The following is a 20,225-nucleotide window of genomic DNA, read 5'->3' on the forward strand; positions in this document are numbered from 1 at the left end:
TTACACCTGTGAAACAGTTGGTAATTTCTTGGCTATCTAATAAACATTGTAAGACAGTAGTAAACTATAAAGCACTAATCAAGAGCTTTATGAACTGGAGTATTAATGTCAAAGCGTCGACTATTTGTTGTGTTACCGCTAGCTGCCCTTCTAATGGCAGCTGGTGGGTATTATTGGTGGAGCCAAGTTCGCTTTATTGAATCGACCGACAATGCCTATGTCGAAGCCGACATTTCTAATATTAGCGTCAAAGTACCTGGTTATGTGGTTTCCACTGATGTTACCGATAATCAGCACGTGCAAAAAGGGCAGTTATTAGCGGCGTTAGAGTCTAATCAATATCAAGCGAAGGTGGATCAAAGCCAAGCTAATTTACAAAGTAGCGAAGCGCAGCTACAAACCTTGATCGCGCAAGTTGAGCTACAGCATGCCTTAATTACCCAAGCTGCGGCGGGTGTAGCTTCTGCGCAAGCTGAGCAGGTGAGGGCGGAACAACAACTTAAGCGAACCAACCAGCTCAAACATAAGAATTACAGTTCACAAGATGAAGTAGACCAAGCGAAAGCTGCATTTGACTCAGCAGTTGGTCATTTAGACGAATCAAATGCGGCATTGGTTGCTAAGCAGGCTGAACTAGCAGTTTTGAATGCTCGCCTGGTACAGAGTCAATCACAAGTCAATTTAGCTAAAGCGGGATTAGAGCTGGCACAAATTCAACTTGCCGATACGCAAATTAGAGCCCCTTTCTCAGGTGTGATAGGCAAACGAGGAGCGCTTTCAGGTCAGTATGTTCAGCCTGGTCAAGCCTTATACAGTTTGGTACCAGATGGTGCTGTATGGATCACGGCTAATTTTAAAGAAACCCAGATCCAACATATGCAACCAGGGCAGCTGGTGCAGGTAAATATTGATGCGTTTCCCGACAAAACCTTTAACGGTATCATCGATAGCTTATCGCCAGCCTCTGGTGCCAAATTTAGTTTATTACCTGCCGAAAATGCGACTGGTAACTTCACTAAAATCGTTCAGCGTATTCCGGTGCGGATACGTTTAGAGCTAGATGATCAGACTAATATCGTGCCCGGATTAAGCGCCGTGGTGAAAGTCGATACCCGTGTTGCTCAGCAAGATACTGTGATAGCGAGTAGCCCTAAGGTCAACCGATGAGCGCTGCGACTACCGTAGAGGAACATCAGCCTGTAGAGCCTAATCCCCAAGGCTATGAGCGCGGTAGCTATCGCTCATGGATTGCGGTATTTGGTGGTTTGATCGGTGCTTTTATGGCGATCTTAGATATTCAGATCACTAATGCTTCGATGAAAGAGATCCAAGGGAGTTTAGGCGCGACGCTAGAGGAGGGCTCTTGGATTGCGACCGCCTATTTGGTTGCTGAGATGATAGCAATCCCATTATCAGGATGGCTTAGTCAGGGCCTCTCTGTTCGACGTTATCTACTGTGGACGACCGCGGCATTTATTGGTGCCTCATTACTCTGTTCTATAGCCTGGAACTTAGAGTCGATGATTGCCTTTCGAGCTTTGCAAGGCTTCTTCGGTGGTGCGTTAATTCCATTGGCTTTTCGGTTGATTTTGGAGTTATTGCCAGAGGAAAAACGCGCTATGGGGATGGCGTTGTTTGGTGTAACTGCAACCTTTGCTCCTTCGATAGGTCCCACTCTCGGTGGCTGGCTAACAGAGCAGTTTAGTTGGCATTATCTGTTTTATATCAATGTTCCCCCCGGTTTATTGGTGATGTCGATGTTAGCTTATGGGTTACAGCACAAACCGATTGAATGGGGCAAGCTTAAAAATGCCGACTTTTCTGGGATAGTGACCATGGCTTTAGGGATGGGGTGCCTAGAGGTGGTGCTCGAAGAAGGCAATCGTAAAGATTGGTTTGGCTCTGAATTGATCCAGAATCTGGCTATTGTCGCTGCGATTAATATTGCGCTGTTTATTTATATTCAGCTAAAAAAACCTGCACCACTAGTGAATTTGCGCTTACTCGGTAAACGAGATTTTGCATTGTCTACGGTATCTTATTTCTTGCTTGGTATGGCGCTGTTTTCTGCGATTTATATGATCCCTTTATATTTGTCGCAAATCCACGACTATAGTCCGTTAGAGATAGGTGAAGTGATCATGTGGATGGGGTTTCCCCAGCTGCTGGTGTTGCCATTAGTGCCTAAGTTGATGCAAAGATTTGATCCGCGCTATTTAGCGGCATTTGGCTTTACCATGTTTGGTTTAAGCTACTATATGAATAGCCATATGACTCTTGATTTTTCGGGGGATCAAATGGTGATCTCACAGATCGTTAGGGCTTTAGGGCAGCCATTTATCTTGGTGCCAATTGGGATTATCGCAACCTTACATATTAGTCTGTCTGAGAATGCATCTGCATCGACTGTGCTTAATGTGATCCGTAATCTCGGTGGGGCATTTGGTATTGCTTTAGTATCAACCTTGGTGGACACCCAATCCAGAATACATCTTGCCGATATGAAGCAAACTATCCCAGCGGTGAGTGCCAGTGCTTATGAGTACTTAAACAATAGTGCACAGCTTTTTATACAAGCGGGGTCGGATCCTGTGACAGCCCAAGCACAAGCGAGTGCGCTATTGGGGGAGACCATGATTCAGCAAGCCTATATTCAAGCTTATAACGATGTATTTCTGATGATCTCTGGGTTATTACTGATAGCTGTATTTGCGGTTCTCGCAATAAGAAAACCTGTGCAATCCTAGGCCCTGTTGAGCTTTACTGGTTGAATTTCGTTCGAGACAAAAATGTTTTTAGCCGAACCCTTCGGGCAGCGTTTGTTGGTCACTTCTACTGCGTTTTCAGCTTTTTATGTAGAATATAATAACGACACCACAAAGTTTCGTCATTGTATAGATACCCAACAATTCGTTGCAAAAATACCCTTAAAAGATCAACAGGCCCTAGGGATTGTCTGTGATTGCTAATTACAGGTAGACTAACCAATTAGCTATGGAGGAGGTGGGTTGTGCAGTGGAATGATTATGGCTTTGCAGAGCTAAGTATCGAGCAGTTATATGAGCTAATAAAACTACGAATTGATGTGTTTGTGGTTGAACAAAATTGTCCTTATCCAGAGTTAGATAGCAAAGACCTTTTATCGGATACAAGGCACCTCTTAGGTTGTGACAAACAAGGACGTATTGTTGCCTATGCTCGTATACTTGCGCCAGGTGTGAGTTATCCTGATGCCAGTATCGGTAGAGTAGTCGTGGCGGAAATGTCTCGTGGTGGTGGTGTTGCGCATCAGCTGATGCAAAATGCCATTGCGGTAGCGAGAGCACATTGGCCCGATGCTAACATTCAGATCGGCGCGCAAGAATATTTAGCCGATTTCTATCGAAGACAAGGTTTTTTACAGGTATCGGAGGTCTATCTTGAGGACGGAATTCCTCATATGGATATGTTGTTAAGCTAGAACAGATAGTCAGCCTATAAAAAGGAGTACAATATGTGCTCCTTTATGTTTGGGCAATTTCGCCTTATAAGCGATTAAACACTCGTCAAATAACTGAGTGTTAATCCCGTAAGTAGATCTTAGGATTATGGTTCACATCACCGTGTCTATCTATGGTTGATAGTTGGTGTTGTTGCGCGATAATCGCTAGAGGACCCGAAGGCAAATGGCGAACAAACAAAAGCCGATAACCATATCGGTGCAGGCTATAAAGGGCCATTTTTTGTTCCGCACTCATCGAGCTCCAATGCTCATCATGATGCAGGACGTTCCCTCGCCTGTCTTGCAGTTGTTGTGCTATTTGCATGTTATTATCTTTACATATGTAGGCCGATGCAGCCCATTTTTCACGTTGCACTGACAGCGCCAGGCAGAAGTAACAGATTAATCTTAATTAGATTAACGTCAGTCATTCTATTTACACGTAACTGAATATTTATTGAACGAGATCAATTTCTGCATCGAGAAACAATCTGAAAGGTAAAAATCATGAGGGTGTTCACATTTTATGCATTTTTGATGGAAGGAAAAGATGATTAATTATATTGAGCCTGTTTTTAGGCCGCCGTCGGAATGGAAGTCGCTTATCCTTCAAGTGACCAATGGTTGTAGCTGGAATCGTTGTAGTTTCTGCGATATGTATACCGCGCCCCAGAAGCAGTTTAGGGCAACAAAACTCGATGATATAGAGGCCGATATCCTTAAGGTCGAGCGAAGTGCTGTGGATGTATCTCGGGTATTTCTTGCCGATGGTGATGCCATGAGCCTTCCCTTTAAGCGTTTAGAAGCTATCTGTTTATTGATCCGAGAACACCTCCCACAAGTCACGCGTATTAGCAGTTACTGTCTGCCGCGTAATCTTAAAAATAAAACCGATGATCAGCTATCTCGTTTAAGAGCGTTAGGCTTAAGTTTGTTATATGTGGGTTGTGAGAGTGGTGATGATCAAGTGTTGGCACGTATCGAAAAGGGTGAAACCTTTGAATCCTCTCTGCTGGCACTACAGCGAATTCGCAAGGCCGGGATGAAATCTTCGGTGATGATCCTTAATGGCTTAGGTGGGGTGGAGTTGTCACAGCAACATGCACGTAATTCGGCTGAGTTAATGAACGCCGCACAACCTGATTATCTGTCGACCTTAGTGGTGACTTTACCTTTAGGGACAGAGCGTATGGATAACCGCTTCGATGGTCAATTTAATCTGCCAGATCAACGGGGAGTGTTGAGTGAGATGCATACTTTGCTTAGCCATCTTGAGTTAGATAAAACGATTTTTCGCTCCGATCATGCGTCGAATTATCTAGTGCTCAAAGGTGTGTTAGGCAGGGATAAGCCACAACTACTATCGCAGGTTGAACATGCGCTACAAGGTATGGTGCCATTACGCCAAGAGTGGCAAAGAGGTTTATAAGTGAGCCAAGGGAAATGAACTTGGCTCACTGGCTGATTTTATCTGCTACTTTTCGATATGAATTTCGCGCACTGGGCAGGGAATATCAATGCCTGCTCGTTGCATTGCGTTCATCAAGTTCAAATTAATCTGATATTTATTTTGGTAGTAACTCTGAGTCGGTACCCAGTAGCGCAGGCCTATCTCTATGCCAATACTATTGAAGCCATTAATTCCCACTTGTGGTGGACGTTCTGAGTTGACCTCTTCATTGCTGGTCAATACATTATTTGCAATTGCAATAACCTGATTAACATCACTGTTATAGCTGACATTGAATTGGATGTTAACCAGCTTGTACTCAAACGAGTTATGCAAGATCTCGCCGACAATATGCTTGTTAGGAATATTGATCACCTCTCCCTCTTCATTGGTGAGCTGCGTAAGGCCAAGATGGATGTTTTTTACCACACCGCTCACCCCCTTAATTTCTATCGTGTTACCGACGACAAAGGGGCGAGTAACGATAATGGTGACACCTGCTGCATAGTTCGACAACATACCTTGCAATGCTAAACCGGCTCCAAGAGATGCTGCGCCTATTGCTGCAACCATAGGGGTAATGCTTATGCCCAGCTTGCCGAGTGCGATGATCCCCACCATGACGACAATCAGTATTCTCACCAAATTGGAGACGAAGTTACTTAGGGTTATATCGATCTTGTGCTTTTCAAACTGCTTAGCTACAAGATTAGAAACCTTGCTGGCAACCCAGAGTCCGAGCAGAAAGATAAGGCCTGCCCCGATCAGTTGGAAACTATATTTGACCAGAAATTCGGTCAATAAGTTATAGACGTTCTGTAGTTGAGCAAGCTCCTGCTCTAGGCCATTTTCGTTCATATTACTATCCTTGATAGGGATCAGCTGTATTGCATATGTTACTTAATATTCAATAGCTTGATAATAGTTATCTTTAACTATCTTAAATTGAGGCTAATGCGTGAGTTACTTCAAGCAATGACTAACAATTTAAAGGGAATGGGACAGGGTTAAGTTATAGTCCAAAGGCGATGAGTTTATAAGGAGTGTTATGAAGGCAATCATATTAGCGTTAAGTTTGTTTACGTGCATAAGTGTACAAGCAAGCAGTTTAGTCGTAGGCGATAGTGTAAATGCTATTTCGCTACAAGATCAGCATGATAAAGTACTGAGCGTGACCGATAAGACGCGAGTTGTACTATTTAGCAGGGGCATGAAAGGTGGCGATATCATCAAGGGAGCGCTCGAGTCACTCCCTGAAGAACAGCGGTCAAAAGAGCTCGTTTACGTCGCAGATATTAGTGGCATGCCATCGTTAATTGCTAAGTTTGTGGCTGTGCCACAAATGCAAGATCTTCCTTTTAATATCGCATTAGATAGAGAAGGCGAGCCAACAAAATTGTGGCCTGGGGATAAAGAAACCGCAACGGTTATCCATTTACAACAGCTTAAAATTATCAACGTGACTCGAGTTGAAACCAGTGATGCCTTACTTGAAGCTATCAAATGAGATTGAACTCGTGATGCTGGGTGCAATGCCCAGCATGATCTATTGTTAAGCTGACGTTTAAAAATCTGTTTATTAAGTGCTTTTTTTCTATCAATCCCCCTCTTGTTTTTTGAAGATAAAAAATTACTTTTAAAGCATAAAAATTCATTGCTATCATCTTAAAAATAGCGTTTACTTCGCATCGATTTTTAATCATGTCACAAGACACTACTTTTATTTTGCTACGGAGATAATGGCGAGATGAGCCAATTTCAAACGATTGATGTTAATGAGTATTATGACTCGGACACCTTTGAGCGTATTAAATCGTTTGCTCAGGACAAACCCACACCGTTTGTCGTGATAGACACCAAGATTATTGCAAAGCAGTATGATGACATGGTGGATAACTTTCCTTATGCCAGTGTCTATTATGCAGTAAAAGCCAACCCCGCAGCTGAAGTCTTGTCTTTGTTACGTGACAAAGGGGCGAACTTCGACATCGCCTCTATTTATGAGCTCGATATGGTCACTAATATTGGTGTGACCACAGATAGAGTGAGTTACGGAAATACCATCAAGAAACGTAAAGATGTGCGCGCGTTTTTTGAAAGAGGCGTGCGTATGTTTGCCTCTGATTCAGAAGCGGATCTGCGCATGTTAGCCGAAGAAGCGCCAGGTGCCCGTGTTTATGTGCGTATCTTAACCGAAGGTACTCATACCGCAGATTGGCCACTATCACGTAAATTTGGTTGTCAAAATGAGATGGCATACGAACTACTGGTATTGGCTAAAGAGTTAGGGCTTGAACCCTATGGGATCTCTTTCCATGTTGGCTCACAGCAACGAGATATTGGTGCGTGGGATTCGGCAATTGGTAAGGTGAAAAGCATCTTCGATCGTTTAAACGATGAACATGGCATCAAGCTGAAGATGATTAACCTTGGTGGTGGTTTCCCTGCTAATTATCTCGATAAAACCAATGCACTTGCTATGTATGCTGAGCAGATCACTCATTTTTTAAAAGAGGATTTTGGTGATGAACTGCCCGAGATAATTTTAGAGCCTGGGCGTTCTCTATTATCTAATGCGGGTATCTTAGTATCCGAAGTGGTGTTAATTAGTAAAAAGTCCCATACAGCGCTAGAGCGTTGGGTGTTTACCGACGTGGGTAAGTTTTCTGGTCTGATTGAAACCATGGATGAAGCGATCAAATTTCCGATCTATACCGAGCGTCAAGGTGAATTGGATAAGTGTGTTATCGCTGGGCCGACGTGTGATAGTGCCGACATCATGTATGAGCATTATAGCTATGGGTTACCTGAGGATTTGGCGATAGGCGACCGTATGTATTGGTTGACTGCTGGTGCTTACACCACAACTTATTCTGCAGTGTGTTTTAACGGTTTCCCTCCATTAAAAGACTATTACTTATAGTCGTAGATTTATAGTTGTAGATTTAAAGTGGTAGGGCGTGCATGACGCCCTACCTGATTAGGCGAATAGAGAATTCTGTCTACTTTAGATGGGACAGAAGGATCTGGTGTAACTCCTCTTTAATATGCAATTTCTGTTGCTTCAATATTTTCACTTCTGGGCTCAAGTCGCTGGAAATATGTTATTCCGGCTCCTTTGTATTATTATCTAGTTAATTGTATTTAATGAATATTATTAGAAAATGAGCATCTTTGGTTTTTAGTTCGATGATGAGGTCTCTATGTTCTGGAAACATGATGTAAATCCTTTTCTAGTGGTAAATATTGAGGGTGTTAAGTGAGCAAATTTTGATTTTTTGTTCGCTACCAACTCACCCTAGCGCGAATCTAATGCTTGATTTGTGAACTATTGTGGTCTTTTTTTGACCTTGCTTGAGTTGTTCGCCTTTATCAATCTGTTATTTAAAGGTTTATGTCCGTAAATTTAATTCGTTGAGTTGACGGTTATTTGATCTCGATCACCGAGATGGATTAATCATGCCCTGTAGGTGGCAGAGCAGATGTCAGTTGCTATATTTGCAGTTATTGTAGATGAAATGTTTTGGTAAATTGATTACAACGAAATATCTAACTACTGGCGAGAAAAGTGTGATCGAGTTAACCTTAATGGCTTGGATACTAGGTTAAAGTCCAAATTAGAAGAATTTTATAATCAAAAATGAAAGGGGTTTTCACAATGTCAGATGTATTTCATTTAGGCCTGACCAAAGAGATGTTGGATGGAGCATCACTTGCAATCGTGCCTGGTGACCCAGAACGCGTTAAGCGTATTGCAGAGTTAATGGATAATCCAACTTTCCTTGCAAGTCACCGCGAATATACCAGCTATCTAGCCTACATCGATGGTAAGCCATTGGTGATCTGTTCAACCGGTATCGGTGGTCCTTCGACCTCTATTGCCGTTGAAGAATTGGCACAGTTAGGGGTTGATACTTTCTTACGTGTCGGAACAACGGGCGCAATTCAGCCACAGGTTAATGTGGGTGATGTTATTGTTACTCAAGCTTCAGTGCGTCTCGATGGTGCAAGTTTACACTTTGCACCAATGGAGTTTCCTGCGGTTGCTAACTTTGAATGTACTACCGCTATGGTTGAAGCTACTCGTGAAGCGGGTCTTGAGCCACACATTGGTATCACAGCATCTTCAGATACCTTCTACCCAGGACAAGAGCGTTATGACACTGTATCTGGCCGTGTGACGCGTCGTTTTGCTGGCTCGATGAAAGAGTGGCAAGAGATGGGCGTGCTTAACTATGAGATGGAGTCATCTACGCTATTCACCATGTGTGCCACTCAAGGTTGGCGTGCGGCGTGTGTTGCTGGTGTGATTGTGAACCGTACACAGCAAGAGATCCCAGACGAAGTGACTATGAAGAAGACAGAGACGAGTGCTGTGTCTATCGTTGTTGCAGCCGCTAAGAAATTAATGGCTTAATTAATCAGCAACAAGCTTCCCTGCAATTAGCTTGAGTTTGATTGATGTAAAAAAGGCGCCTTAGGCGCCTTTTTTACATCAACAATTCATTAAAAATGATATTGTGCGATAACCGAATAGGTATTTTGGTCGATACCTTTTACGCCATACTTATTCTGCCAGTAATCATACTCGACACCGACGAACAGCTGATTTTTCTTGTGCTCACCAAAAATGGTTTCACCTAAGTCATACTTAACTTGTGGATTGACGTGGATATTCTCTTCATAGCCTTGATCGTCTGCCGAGAACACCCAATCGATAAAGCCATCGACAACGATGTTTGAGCTGCCAACAGGAAAGTCCATTCTAAACACTGGCGTTAACTGCCAGCCATCGCTATTGTTACCACTGCTTATCGCGTCCCGGCGATAAGCGTTAAGGTTAAAATAGCTAAAGTACGGAATAGCAAAGTCCACGCCGATACCATAAAGGAAGCTATTAACTGGACCTTCACCCTCTTCAAGGGTGAATGCTAGCGACACGTCGGTGATCGCGCCAAATTTAAGTTCTTTGCCAGATATCTTTCCGAGGCTGAAGCGTGGCGAGATTTCACCATAGGTGGTGTTGTCTTTGCTAACGTTAGATCCGTTAAAGTTAATGAAATCTTGGAACGCGAACCAGTCGCCATATTTCCAAGCGCCAGCCGTCTCTAAAGTAATGGTGGTTTGTCTATCTGATGGGGCTAAATCGTAATCTGTACCGTGTAGTGCGGTAACACTTACGTCCCACCAGTGGATCATATCTTCAGCCATTGCTGGTTGTGCGGCGAGTAGAGTGAGTGCCAGCCATTTGTAGTTCTTCATCGGTTACCTTTTTATTTTTGATTGGTATTATTTATAGAACAGTACGCGTACTTTATGGTACTTGGGTTGACTGTTTTTTGTACTTGAGTGCAAATTGCGCAGTAGTATAAGGGATTTAGCTATTATGCCAAAATCATAAACAGTGCTCTGGATCAAAAGGATCATAAATTGTTTACAGATAGATGGAATCGATGACTGACATAATATGTCGCAAAAAGAAAAAGGAGCTGATATAGTCAATCGATGGATACTCTCATTTCAGGGGGAAATATGGAGTTTTCGAGTCCTATCTATATCTGGGTGATAATTGGCATCATATTGATGTTGGCAGAAATTATCTTACCAGGTGGTATTGTTGTTCTACTCGGTGCTGCTTGCCTTGTGGTCGCCAGCGCGTTAGCCGTGGGTGTCGTGGAGGGATTAGTCCAGTCTATGACTTTATGGTTCATTGCCTCTATCGTCTTGCTCCTTGGTTTCCGCCATTTCACTCAGAAATTAGTGGGCGGTGATTCTCATATCGATAATACCGATGAGGAGTTTGACCTTTATGACAAAAGAGCCTTGGTCAAGGCGGTGATCGGTCCAGCGCAAAAGCAGGGACGGGTTGAATTTCAGGGAACGGAGTGGCCAGCATTGGGTGATGGCACTGAGATCCCTGTGGGTGTTCAGGTTAAGGTGATATGTCGTGATAATATCGCTTTGGTAGTTGAACCTTTAGCAGAGCAGGATTGAGCTGCGCTGCATTTTAAAAGGATGTAATTTATGTTCGCTTTTACGTTAACCGTACTATTTGTTTTCTTTATTCTCTATAAGCTGTTACTCATTGTGCCTATGCGCGAAGTCCATGTGATTGAGCGTCTCGGCAAGTTTCGAACCGTGCTCCAGCCGGGTTTTCATTTTTTAATTCCATTTTTCGATCGTGTTGCTTATCGGCATGATACCCGCGAGCAAGTTTTGGATGTGCCACCCCAGAGCTGTATCTCCAAAGACAATACTCAGTTGGAAGTTGATGGCTTAGTCTATTTAAAAGTGATGGATGGCAAACTGGCGAGTTACGGCATCGAAGATTATCGTCGTGCGGCAGTGAATCTCGCCCAGACAACCATGCGTTCAGAGATCGGTAAGTTAAGTTTAAGTCAGACCTTCTCCGAGCGTGACAGTCTTAATGAGTCAATTGTTCGTGAGATTGATAAGGCATCTGATCCATGGGGGATCAAGGTGTTGCGTTATGAAATTAAGAATATTACCCCTTCATTCAAGGTTATCCATACGCTTGAAAAGCAGATGGAAGCCGAGCGCCGTAAGCGGGCAGAGATCACTTTAGCCAACGCCGAAAAAGCGGCGATGATTAATCTGTCGGAAGGTGAGCGTCAAGAGGCGATCAATATTTCTGAAGGTCAAAAGCAGAAGCGAATAAACGAAGCGAAAGGGACAGCCCATGAGATCGCCATTATCGCAAAGGCGAAAGCAGAAGCGATGACCTTAGTCTCTCAAGCATTAGCTCTCGATGGCGGCAATGAAGCAATGAACATGCAGTTAAAGGAGCAGTTTATTGTACAGATAGGTAAGATCCTCAACGAGGCGGATATCTCTGTGGTACCGACTGAAGTTGCAAAGCTTGAAGGCTTTTTTGAAGGCATGGAGCAAGTGACACATAGTGTTGGGAAAGTAAAAGGAGCGCGCTCATGATCGCAGGTATCGATACAGATTTGATTGTTATGGGAATTTGGGGACTCATTTTTGCTATTTTCCTGATTAAATTATTTCAATCAATTCGTCTAGTGCCGACTAAGTCTGCATGCGTCGTCGAGCGTTTGGGTAAGTATCATTCGACGCTTGATGCTGGCTTCCACGCTTTAGTGCCATTTGTCGATAAGGTCGCCTATGTTCATGATCTTAAAGAGGAGACCATAGATGTACCTCCACAAGAGTGCTTCTCAAGCGACGAAGTGAATGTCGAAGTGGATGGGGTTATCTACATCTCGGTTATTGACCCAGTAAAGGCTAGCTATGGTGTGACTGACTATCGATATGCGGCAATTCAGCTAGCGCAAACCACCACCCGTTCGGTGATTGGTACTCTAGATCTGGACCGTACATTTGAAGAGCGGGACGTGATCAGTGCCAAGGTCGTAGAAGTACTGGATCAGGCTGGTGCTATGTGGGGCATTAGAGTGCATCGCTATGAGATAAAAAACATCACTCCACCCGAAACCGTTAAGAATGCGATGGAAATGCAGGTCAACGCCGAGCGTGAACGCCGCGCATTATTAGCTAAAAGTGAAGGTGACAAGCAGAGCAAGATTAATCGCTCAGAGGGTATACAGGCAGAAACGGTTAACCGCTCAGAAGGTGAAATGCAGCGTCGTATAAATGAGGCTGAAGGTAAGGCGGAAGAGATCTTAGCCATCGCGAAAGCGACCGCTGAGTCTATCGAGCGAATGGCTGCGGTTATTGCGGCGCCAGGCGGTAAAAATGTGGTGCGGATGCAACTCGGTGCTCAGTATTTGCAGCAGTTTGATGGCTTAAGTAATAATTCCAGCAAGATCGTATTGCCAGGCAATATGATGGATTTTGAACACTGGATGGACAGTATGGGCTTAGAAGAGAGCAAAGACTAGTCTATCTCAAAACAAGTAGTGAGACAGCCACCATTAAAGGTGGCTGTCTTTTTACATCTATAATGAGTTAATTAAATGGTTCGAGTGCTGAGAACTTAGGGCTCATGTGTTGGGTAGCGAGAGCTGGTTTAGTTATTACGGTTTTTGACGTTGCTATTTGGCTAATATCAACAGGGGCTGCATCTATTTTGTAAATTGTACGGTTATCATAGTTCAGACTTTCGATTTCACTGAAGAAATGGTGGGTATGTAGTAATCCATATTGATTACCTTGCTGTGCAACAAGTTTCCAAACTCGCTCATGATATAATGAACAATTTGATGCGTCCGGATAACGACATTCAGAGGTACGACCGACACGTTGTATTACTAATGAGCCGTCGTCTCGAATCTGCCAATTTCCATACCAGATGCTGACTTCATCTGTGCTGAGTACACCGTCTTCATTGTAATCATTAGTACTAATGGTTTCGGCGTCGCCATTTGTATGTAACTCAAACCAATAGGTCTCTAAAGCATTTCTGAATGTTGCATTATCGTATGTGTATATGCCTGCAACGCTAAGACTATCCCAGGAGGGGAGATCGGTATCGGTGATAATTTTTCCTTGGCCAACGATGTAGCCTCTATAGTTGATGCCATCTTCACTTGCTTCTAAGGCAAACAAATCTAAAGCGTTACCTGTTTGTACTTTCTTAAATCTTGCCGTTGAATTGTCGGCAAAATTCAGTTGTAGTATTCCGTTGCTATTTTGCCAATTAAAAGGGTCGTCAGAGAATCTAAGCTCCCCGCTGGAATCACTGTTTAGGGTTATTATTTCTGTGTTTGAGGTAATGCTTTGGGAGACCATTTCGCTAGGAGTTGGAACGTATGCAGTATCTGCAGAGCCTACCTCAATCGGTAATATACCGTTTTCTTTAATCGCGGTTTGCAGCCGCGTATATGAGGATGTTTTATCTTCAACTTCACCGTTAGGGTAATGAAAGTTGGTATAAGAGGTGATAAAGAGAGAATCTTTACTGTTGCTTGAGCTGGCCCGTTTTAGTTCATGTTTTATGGTTGAATATTCGACTTGTATTTGTTTAGTAATGCCGTTAATTTCTACAAACTCGTAAGCCGTACCTACTTCTGGGGCTATCATCGTTGTGGTAATTGTACCATTTTGCTGTTTCCACTCGAAATCAATATCGCCAATGGAGCCTGTCCCATCTGTATTAAATAGATAGACTGTACCTGATTCAAGTGTACTACTAGGGAGAACATAATAGACGTTGGGCGTTTCGTAAGTAGAGGCTGTATCTATTAATGATTCATCACTGAATATCTCCTGTTGCGCCTCTGAGTATTCGGGACTGCTATTTATTTGTTGGATATAGCTATTTGCAGATTCTATGTTGCTAACCAATTCGAGAGTATCGCTGATCCCGTCGGGTAGGGCTAAACTTTCATTGTTAATCGATTTGTCAATTGCAACCTTAATAGCCGTTGCAAGCGCAATCACTTCATCATAATTAAGTTGACTGGATAGTTGGTCGAACGTTTCTTGGTCTGTTATTGCTTTGTCTTTGTTTAGAAACGTCGCTAAAGCGTATTGTGCGGTAGTAATGTTCGTGACGTTGACTCCAAAATTATCAGCTTCATTGAGAATGTTATCTTCACCTGCTTGTTCGCTAAGGCTTGCAGCGGTGCCAAGCCAAGAGATCAATCCAGCATTACTTTGTTCACCATTTCCTTTGGCGGTAATAGTTATTGCTGATTCGGCTTCGCTGTCGTCTAGTGATAGATCTACTCGGTAATTGCCTTCATTGTCCGTAGTCACTTCCATCATTACGTCACGACCGCTTATATTCACTAATATAGTCGCATTTGACAGCGGGGAGTCTGTAGCTAAGCCAGCGATGGAAAGTGGGATAGTGATCGGGTTAACTGTTACCTTGGTTTTAGTGGATGCCGTTGCGCCATCGTTATCGGTAACGGTTAATTCTAATTCAATAGTATCTCCTTCAAGCCCAACTTCTGGGGCAGTAAAAGAAACTGATGCTGAAGCATCGTTTGTTAATGTGATTCCATGACCACTGGTTACTGACCACTGGTAGCTACTAATATTGCCATCTATATCATCAGCTGTTGCTGAGAGAGATACAGACGCTTTTTCTAGAATGGATATCGGAGCTACTGAGACCGTAGGAGGTTGATTTGTTACAACGTCTAAATCATCATCTGAGTCACCCTGGCCACATGCAGTGAGTAAAACAGATGCTGCAATAATTGAAGTGAGGTATGTGGGTTTAAACTTCATCTTTAAAGTCCTTTTAATATTATGCAATTAGTACCTGTATGAATAAATACGGAGAGACTCACAATTAACGTGGCTAAACCCATATTTATAATCCAGTAATAGATATACATTAGGTGATTAAAAGTCGTTATTAAAAAAGTTTGAAAAATTTTGAAAGTAATTTATATCAATGGCTTATATTGTTGTTGTCGAGATTTTTGAACGGTCAGAACCAAGGCAATAAGTGTTGGTAAAGCTCATTAGACTCAGATGCGATACCTTGAGCACCATATGTTAAGGCTGTTTTACGTAACGATTCAGATGGCACAATAGTATAGAGATAAATAGGCGTATCGATGTTTTGCTCTCGTACAAGCTGTATGAACTTTAAACCAGATAACGGATCTTGATCTCTTCCCATATCAGTGATGATTGCATCATATTTATATAGAGATAGTAGTAACATGGCATCTTGTGTTGAGGTTGCATTATAGATGCCGAAGTGGTGTTGCTCGAGGTGTTTCTGTTCTCTTTGATTATTTTCGGGATGGTCATCTACCCATAGAATTCGCGCATTTACCTTTTGTGGTTCCGCGAGTTTTAGACGTTGTGATTTTGCTTGATGAAAACCCAAAATTAACGCTACACAGAACACTCCCAAACTGAGTAATGTTAAATAGATTCTGTGTTGTGAAGTTCTAGGCTTGAGCGATGCATTTTTTAGTCGGTCGGGCTTATATGGTTCTGTCATGTTGTCGTGTTGTGGTGGTGTAGTAATGTTTTCTTTTTCTAATTTAATTAGATTTATAGCGACTTCATGGGATAGCTGATAGCCCCTACCATGCAATGTTTGGATTAGGGGGATGGTTAGACCCAGTTTAGCAAATAGTTTACGAGTGTCGGAAATTAAGCGAGATATAGACCAGTGGCTTACTATGGTGTTAGGCCAAATAGTATTCAATAGATATGTTTGCTTGCAATAGTCAGGATAAGCTTCGATCAATAGCACCAGTAAAGTAACTATTCTTTCGTCACAAGTAACTAATTGTTCATCGATATAAAGAGCACGTGCATTGATATCTAGAACAAAAGTGTCAAAGCTATATTGCATTAAAATACCTTTAGTGTGACAAAATTAGCACCTCCTTAAATGTTATATTAATGTTTCTAAAAAGTACAAGTGACAGGACGTCAGTGATATTTATTATATGACTGTAACGTTATCATTCTGAACTGCTCCGTGAAACATCTTCTGTTATACTGCCAGCCTGATTTTTTGGAGGCAGAATGGACGTATCTTCTTTACTCGATGGTTTAAACGACAAACAGCGTGAAGCCGTTAGCGCGCCGCAATCTAGCATGTTGGTATTAGCTGGCGCGGGCAGCGGTAAAACTCGAGTGTTAACCCATCGTATTGCATGGCTGATGCATGAGTACCAGCAGAGTCCTTATTCAATTTTAGCTGTGACCTTTACCAATAAGGCCGCAGCAGAGATGCGTGAGCGTGTTGAAAAAGTCAGTGGAAGTAGCATGGGGCGGATGTGGATCGGTACTTTCCACGGATTAGCTCATCGTTTACTACGCACCCATTACCAAGATGCCAACTTGCCTCAAAGTTTCCAAATTCTCGATTCTGACGACCAACTTAGGCTGATTAAACGGATTCTTAAGAGCCTCAATCTCGATGAGAAGCAGTATCCTCCGCGTCAGGCTCAAGGCTATATTAACGGTAAGAAAGACCAAGGCTTACGCCCAAAGCATATCGATGCGGGTGGTTTCCCTATCGAGCAAAACTTACTTAAAATTTATCAGGTTTATCAGGAGTCTTGCGATCGTGCTGGCCTTGTCGATTTCGCCGAAATCTTATTACGGGCTCACGAGTTATGGCTCAATAAGCCCCATATCTTAGAGCATTATCAAGACAGATTTAAAAATATTCTCGTCGACGAGTTTCAAGATACCAACGCGATTCAGTATGCCTGGATCCGCGTGCTTGCTGGCAATACGGCCAATGTGATGATCGTGGGTGATGACGATCAGTCTATTTATGGCTGGCGCGGCGCACAGGTGGAGAACCTACATAAGTTTTTAGACGATTTTCCTCGCGCACAGACGATACGCTTGGAACAAAATTATCGCTCCAGCGCCAATATTCTTAACGCATCGAACGAATTGATCGCTAATAATCCAGAACGTCTCGGTAAAAAACTGTGGACCGAAGATAAGGCTGGTGAACCAATTGGGGTTTACTGTGCCTTTAACGAGATGGATGAGGCTCGCTTCATCGTCGGCCGGATCATGGACTGGCAAGATATGGGCGGTGACTTAAGTGATTGCGCCATTCTTTATCGTTCTAATGCCCAATCTCGTGTTTTGGAGGAAGCGTTATTACACAAAGGGATGGCATATCGCATTTACGGTGGCCTGCGATTCTTCGAGCGCCAAGAGATTAAAGATGCTATGGGGTATCTGCGCTTAATCAGCAATAAAAATGATGATGCCGCATTTGAGCGAATCATCAATACCCCAGCCAGAGGCATAGGCGGTCGAACCTTAGATATCTTGCGCTCTACGGCGCGTCAGCAAGAGTTAACGCTATGGCAAACTTGTCTATGTGTACTCGATGAAAAACTATTGAGTGGACGGGCCGCGAACGCGGTGCGTGGCTTTATGGATCTAATTGTTGAGCTGCAACAAGATACAGAAGAGCAATCCTTACATCGTATGACAGACTATGTGATCCAAGCATCTGGTCTTAAAACCATGTATGAAACTGAAAAGGGTGAAAAAGCCCGCGCGCGCGTAGAAAACTTAGAGGAACTGGTTACGGCCGCTCGTACTTTTGTGATGCCGGAAGACCTCGAAGATATGGGCGAGCTCAATGCTTTCTTATCCCATGCGGCGCTGGAGGCTGGCGAGGGCCAAGCCGATGCCTTTACCGATGCGGTGCAGCTTATGACCTTGCATTCTGCTAAGGGCTTGGAATTTCCGATGGTATTCATGTCTGGTGTCGAAGAGGGGATTTTCCCGAGTCAAATGGCGATGGATGAAGGCGATAGGCTCGATGAGGAGCGTCGTCTCTGTTATGTGGGGATGACCCGCGCCATGAAACAGTTATATATCACCTACGCGGAATCACGGCGTATCTATGGCCGTGAAAATTTTGCGCGGCCATCGCGTTTTATTAAAGAGATCCCGAGTGATTTTGTTCAGGAGATCCGCCTTAAGGCGCAAGTGACGGCGCCAGTAAATCGCTTTACTAACCGGATCTCTGATGTCATTAGTGAAAGCCGTAACCGCCCAGTGAGGGCGGTGGCTGGTCATGACTCTGGTTTTAGCCTTGGTCAGCGAGTGATGCATTTTAAGTTTGGCGAAGGCAAAGTGATCGATCTCGAGGGTACTGGTGAGCAGGCCGTTATCGAAGTGAATTTTGACGATGTTGGACGCAAGCGTTTAAAAATTGCTTTTGCTCGCTTGGAAAAATGCTAATCGCTGTGGCAATAGAAAGGGGCGAAAGTGGTATTATGTTAGCCATACTGCCTGTATAACAAGAATCGATTAAAGGCTAAGTGGTATTTTAGGAGAGCCTCATCATATGAACATTAGGGATAAATTTGACGTTTATTTGCGTCTTGCTCGCATGGACCGTCCCATAGGTACTTTGTTGTTACTCTGGCCTTGTTTAATGGCTTTAGTCTTAGCCGCCGATGGCATGCCAGACTTAAACGTTTTGATTATCTTCATTGTTGGTGTAGTCGTGATGCGTGCCTGTGGCTGTATCATCAATGACTATGCCGATCGAGATTTAGATGCTCACGTGGACCGTACCAAGTCTCGGCCTTTAGCGAGCGGAGAAGTGACAGTAAAAGAAGCCTTGAGCTTGTTTGTTGTGTTGGGACTGTTTGCCTTTGGCTTAGTGTTGATGCTCAACCCTTTGGTGGTTAAGTTATCGGTTGTCGGTATCATCTTGACTATCATCTACCCCTTTACTAAGCGCTTTACTAACATGCCGCAGATGTTCCTTGGGGTCGTGTGGAGTTGGTCTATCCCTATGGCTTATGCTGCGCAAACGGGCAGCGTACCAATAGAGGCATGGTGGTTATTTGCCGCTAATTGGTGCTGGACCGTGGCCTACGACACCATGTATGCCATGGTCGACCGTGATGACGATTTAAAGGTGGGGATCAAATCTACGGCCATATTATTTGGTCGTTTTGATCGGCAGATCATTGGACTGTTTCAATTAGCGGCACTGCTATGTTTTATCATGGCGGGGCTGAGTGCGGATCGCGGCTTAGTATTCGGTCTTGGGATCATGACTTTTATCGGTTTCAGTTTGTATCAGCAAAAGCTTATTTTTGCTCGTGAAAGAGCCCCCTGTTTTAAAGCTTTCCTCAATAACAACTGGGCTGGTTTGGCATTGTTTGTCGCTTTGGGTGTCGATTATTTAGTTTGAATCGCTGGTTTGTGACTTCTTGACGACATGGCTCATCAATTAACTAAATCATTTTAGTCATTGGCCGATGAATAGAAGCGATGAATATTAATATCACTCAGCACAAGTTGCTCGTTAAGGAAGGGCAGTATGAACATTCAAGGAATAAACCAGCAAAGCCTTGGCCCAACAAGTTTGAGCCGATTAACTGTAGTTGCGAAAGATTTAGTGGCTGTGAAAGAAACGGCTGCCTCAGCTGTCGTGGCATCCAGTCAGGAAAGCAGTCAAGTTTCTATCTCTAGTGAAGGTCGCCAAGCGTTGGCTAGTGAACTTGGTGGTGCATTGCACGCTAGAGTCAATGAAATGCAAGAAACTCAGCAAGCGGCAGCTAGCGACAAATCCCATAAGCCTTCCCTTGATGAGCTGATTGAACAGCGCAAAGAGAAAATAAAAGCACTTCAGCAAGAGCTTAAGGCCTTAGCTAACGATAAAAGTGAAACGGCCGAAAAGCGTCGAGCTCAGATTAGAACCGAAATCGCGGTGTTGTCTGCCCAAATTGCCGATTTAATGGAGCAAAAAGCTGAGAATGAGAAGCAGTCTTCGGCAATTTAGCTCTGTTACGGGCTTAATTTCATATAAAAATCTTCGCCTTAAAAGGCTTAAATTAACGCCACGAGGTTGAAACCAGCGTCGACTCC

General features: G+C 43.5%; 18 protein-coding genes. 13 read left to right on the forward strand and 5 right to left on the reverse strand.

What is annotated here, in order from left to right; translation table 11 throughout:
* The first annotated feature begins 105 nt into the window (after positions 1–105).
* The 3 genes from K0I73_RS02305 to K0I73_RS02315 all read left to right on the forward strand — a co-directional run bounded on the left by K0I73_RS02305 (position 106) and on the right by K0I73_RS02315 (position 3,460).
* Positions 106–1,167, forward strand: coding sequence for an HlyD family secretion protein (locus K0I73_RS02305; protein WP_220062943.1), 1,062 nt, complete (start codon positions 106–108; stop codon positions 1,165–1,167).
* Positions 1,164–2,747 (forward strand): DHA2 family efflux MFS transporter permease subunit, encoded by a 1,584-nt coding sequence (locus K0I73_RS02310; RefSeq protein ID WP_220062944.1) that lies wholly within the window; start codon positions 1,164–1,166, stop codon positions 2,745–2,747. Before K0I73_RS02305 ends, K0I73_RS02310 begins: the two co-directional genes overlap by 4 nt.
* 263 nt (positions 2,748–3,010) lie before the next feature.
* On the forward strand, positions 3,011–3,460 hold the full coding sequence (locus tag K0I73_RS02315; RefSeq protein WP_220062945.1) for a GNAT family N-acetyltransferase: 450 nt from the start codon (positions 3,011–3,013) through the stop codon (positions 3,458–3,460).
* A gap of 100 nt (positions 3,461–3,560) precedes the next feature.
* On the opposite strand, the gene K0I73_RS02320 is transcribed toward K0I73_RS02315, so the two are convergent.
* Positions 3,561–3,806, reverse strand: a complete 246-nt coding sequence (locus K0I73_RS02320) for a hypothetical protein (RefSeq protein ID WP_220062946.1) — start codon at positions 3,804–3,806, stop codon at positions 3,561–3,563.
* A gap of 225 nt (positions 3,807–4,031) precedes the next feature.
* Here K0I73_RS02320 and K0I73_RS02325 point away from each other — a divergent pair, with 225 nt between their 5' ends.
* Positions 4,032–4,910: a radical SAM protein gene (locus tag K0I73_RS02325; RefSeq protein ID WP_220062947.1), complete on the forward strand. Its 879-nt coding sequence runs from the start codon at positions 4,032–4,034 to the stop codon at positions 4,908–4,910.
* Between the two features lie 45 nt (positions 4,911–4,955).
* Here K0I73_RS02325 and K0I73_RS02330 read toward each other — a convergent pair whose 3' ends face one another.
* Positions 4,956–5,789, reverse strand: a complete 834-nt coding sequence (locus K0I73_RS02330; protein ID WP_220062948.1) for a mechanosensitive ion channel family protein — start codon at positions 5,787–5,789, stop codon at positions 4,956–4,958.
* Positions 5,790–5,979: 190 nt separating this feature from the next.
* On the opposite strand from K0I73_RS02330, the gene K0I73_RS02335 reads away from it, so the two are divergent.
* The 3 genes from K0I73_RS02335 to udp all read left to right on the forward strand — a co-directional run bounded on the left by K0I73_RS02335 (position 5,980) and on the right by udp (position 9,348).
* Positions 5,980–6,438, forward strand: a complete 459-nt coding sequence (locus K0I73_RS02335) for a hypothetical protein (protein ID WP_220062949.1) — start codon at positions 5,980–5,982, stop codon at positions 6,436–6,438.
* A gap of 240 nt (positions 6,439–6,678) precedes the next feature.
* The gene (locus K0I73_RS02340) at positions 6,679–7,854 is read left to right on the forward strand and encodes a type III PLP-dependent enzyme (RefSeq protein WP_220062950.1); all 1,176 of its coding nucleotides are present in this window, start codon (positions 6,679–6,681) and stop codon (positions 7,852–7,854) included.
* A 735-nt stretch (positions 7,855–8,589) separates the two neighbouring features.
* Positions 8,590–9,348 (forward strand): uridine phosphorylase, encoded by a 759-nt coding sequence (udp, locus tag K0I73_RS02345; protein WP_220062951.1) that lies wholly within the window; start codon positions 8,590–8,592, stop codon positions 9,346–9,348.
* 89 nt (positions 9,349–9,437) lie between these two features.
* Here udp and K0I73_RS02350 read toward each other — a convergent pair whose 3' ends face one another.
* Positions 9,438–10,193 (reverse strand): outer membrane protein OmpK, encoded by a 756-nt coding sequence (locus K0I73_RS02350; RefSeq protein ID WP_220062952.1) that lies wholly within the window; start codon positions 10,191–10,193, stop codon positions 9,438–9,440.
* Positions 10,194–10,463: 270 nt separating this feature from the next.
* Here K0I73_RS02350 and K0I73_RS02355 point away from each other — a divergent pair, with 270 nt between their 5' ends.
* Genes K0I73_RS02355 through K0I73_RS02365 form a run of 3 tightly spaced genes read left to right on the forward strand, consistent with a single transcriptional unit; the run spans position 10,464 to position 12,814 of the window.
* Positions 10,464–10,925 carry an NfeD family protein gene (locus K0I73_RS02355; RefSeq protein ID WP_220062953.1) on the forward strand — a complete coding sequence of 154 codons (462 nt, stop codon included), beginning with the start codon at positions 10,464–10,466 and terminating at the stop codon, positions 10,923–10,925.
* A gap of 30 nt (positions 10,926–10,955) precedes the next feature.
* A complete protein-coding gene (locus K0I73_RS02360) occupies positions 10,956–11,882 on the forward strand; it encodes an SPFH domain-containing protein (RefSeq protein ID WP_220062954.1) in 927 nt (308 codons plus the stop codon).
* On the forward strand, positions 11,879–12,814 hold the full coding sequence (locus tag K0I73_RS02365) for an SPFH domain-containing protein (RefSeq protein WP_220062955.1): 936 nt from the start codon (positions 11,879–11,881) through the stop codon (positions 12,812–12,814). Before K0I73_RS02360 ends, K0I73_RS02365 begins: the two co-directional genes overlap by 4 nt.
* Positions 12,815–12,881: 67 nt before the next feature.
* On the opposite strand, the gene K0I73_RS02370 is transcribed toward K0I73_RS02365, so the two are convergent.
* Together K0I73_RS02370 and K0I73_RS02375 are read right to left on the reverse strand one after the other, a co-directional pair.
* Positions 12,882–15,113, reverse strand: coding sequence for a PKD domain-containing protein (locus K0I73_RS02370; protein WP_220062956.1), 2,232 nt, complete (start codon positions 15,111–15,113; stop codon positions 12,882–12,884).
* A 205-nt stretch (positions 15,114–15,318) separates the two neighbouring features.
* Entirely contained in the window at positions 15,319–16,203 is an 885-nt protein-coding gene (locus tag K0I73_RS02375) for a response regulator (protein WP_220062957.1), read from the reverse strand.
* Between the two features lie 176 nt (positions 16,204–16,379).
* Between K0I73_RS02375 and uvrD the strand changes: the two genes are divergently transcribed.
* From uvrD to K0I73_RS02390, 3 genes are all read left to right on the forward strand, one after another.
* Entirely contained in the window at positions 16,380–18,581 is a 2,202-nt protein-coding gene (gene uvrD, locus K0I73_RS02380) for a DNA helicase II (protein ID WP_220062958.1), read from the forward strand.
* A 106-nt stretch (positions 18,582–18,687) separates the two neighbouring features.
* Positions 18,688–19,548 carry a 4-hydroxybenzoate octaprenyltransferase gene (ubiA, locus tag K0I73_RS02385; RefSeq protein ID WP_220062959.1) on the forward strand — a complete coding sequence of 287 codons (861 nt, stop codon included), beginning with the start codon at positions 18,688–18,690 and terminating at the stop codon, positions 19,546–19,548.
* A gap of 129 nt (positions 19,549–19,677) precedes the next feature.
* A complete protein-coding gene (locus K0I73_RS02390; protein ID WP_220062960.1) occupies positions 19,678–20,139 on the forward strand; it encodes a FlxA-like family protein in 462 nt (153 codons plus the stop codon).
* The last annotated feature ends 86 nt before the right edge of the window (positions 20,140–20,225 follow it).

Origin of the sequence: Shewanella mesophila, from assembly GCF_019457515.1 — a bacterium.
GTDB lineage: Bacteria > Pseudomonadota > Gammaproteobacteria > Enterobacterales > Shewanellaceae > Shewanella > Shewanella mesophila.

What these genes read in the sequence shown, in the direction of transcription:
- K0I73_RS02335 (WP_220062949.1), top strand. Translation starts at nt 5,980, where the DNA reads ATGAAGGCAATCATATTAGCGTTAAGTTTGTTTACGTGCATAAGTGTA.
- K0I73_RS02350 (WP_220062952.1), bottom strand. Translation starts at nt 10,193, where the DNA reads ATGAAGAACTACAAATGGCTGGCACTCACTCTACTCGCCGCACAACCA.
- udp (WP_220062951.1), top strand. Translation starts at nt 8,590, where the DNA reads ATGTCAGATGTATTTCATTTAGGCCTGACCAAAGAGATGTTGGATGGA.
- ubiA (WP_220062959.1), top strand. Translation starts at nt 18,688, where the DNA reads ATGAACATTAGGGATAAATTTGACGTTTATTTGCGTCTTGCTCGCATG.
- K0I73_RS02340 (WP_220062950.1), top strand. Translation starts at nt 6,679, where the DNA reads ATGAGCCAATTTCAAACGATTGATGTTAATGAGTATTATGACTCGGAC.
- K0I73_RS02325 (WP_220062947.1), top strand. Translation starts at nt 4,032, where the DNA reads ATGATTAATTATATTGAGCCTGTTTTTAGGCCGCCGTCGGAATGGAAG.
- K0I73_RS02375 (WP_220062957.1), bottom strand. Translation starts at nt 16,203, where the DNA reads ATGCAATATAGCTTTGACACTTTTGTTCTAGATATCAATGCACGTGCT.
- K0I73_RS02310 (WP_220062944.1), top strand. Translation starts at nt 1,164, where the DNA reads ATGAGCGCTGCGACTACCGTAGAGGAACATCAGCCTGTAGAGCCTAAT.
- K0I73_RS02305 (WP_220062943.1), top strand. Translation starts at nt 106, where the DNA reads ATGTCAAAGCGTCGACTATTTGTTGTGTTACCGCTAGCTGCCCTTCTA.
- K0I73_RS02370 (WP_220062956.1), bottom strand. Translation starts at nt 15,113, where the DNA reads ATGAAGTTTAAACCCACATACCTCACTTCAATTATTGCAGCATCTGTT.
- uvrD (WP_220062958.1), top strand. Translation starts at nt 16,380, where the DNA reads ATGGACGTATCTTCTTTACTCGATGGTTTAAACGACAAACAGCGTGAA.
- K0I73_RS02390 (WP_220062960.1), top strand. Translation starts at nt 19,678, where the DNA reads ATGAACATTCAAGGAATAAACCAGCAAAGCCTTGGCCCAACAAGTTTG.
- K0I73_RS02365 (WP_220062955.1), top strand. Translation starts at nt 11,879, where the DNA reads ATGATCGCAGGTATCGATACAGATTTGATTGTTATGGGAATTTGGGGA.
- K0I73_RS02320 (WP_220062946.1), bottom strand. Translation starts at nt 3,806, where the DNA reads ATGCAAATAGCACAACAACTGCAAGACAGGCGAGGGAACGTCCTGCAT.
- K0I73_RS02330 (WP_220062948.1), bottom strand. Translation starts at nt 5,789, where the DNA reads ATGAACGAAAATGGCCTAGAGCAGGAGCTTGCTCAACTACAGAACGTC.
- K0I73_RS02355 (WP_220062953.1), top strand. Translation starts at nt 10,464, where the DNA reads ATGGAGTTTTCGAGTCCTATCTATATCTGGGTGATAATTGGCATCATA.
- K0I73_RS02360 (WP_220062954.1), top strand. Translation starts at nt 10,956, where the DNA reads ATGTTCGCTTTTACGTTAACCGTACTATTTGTTTTCTTTATTCTCTAT.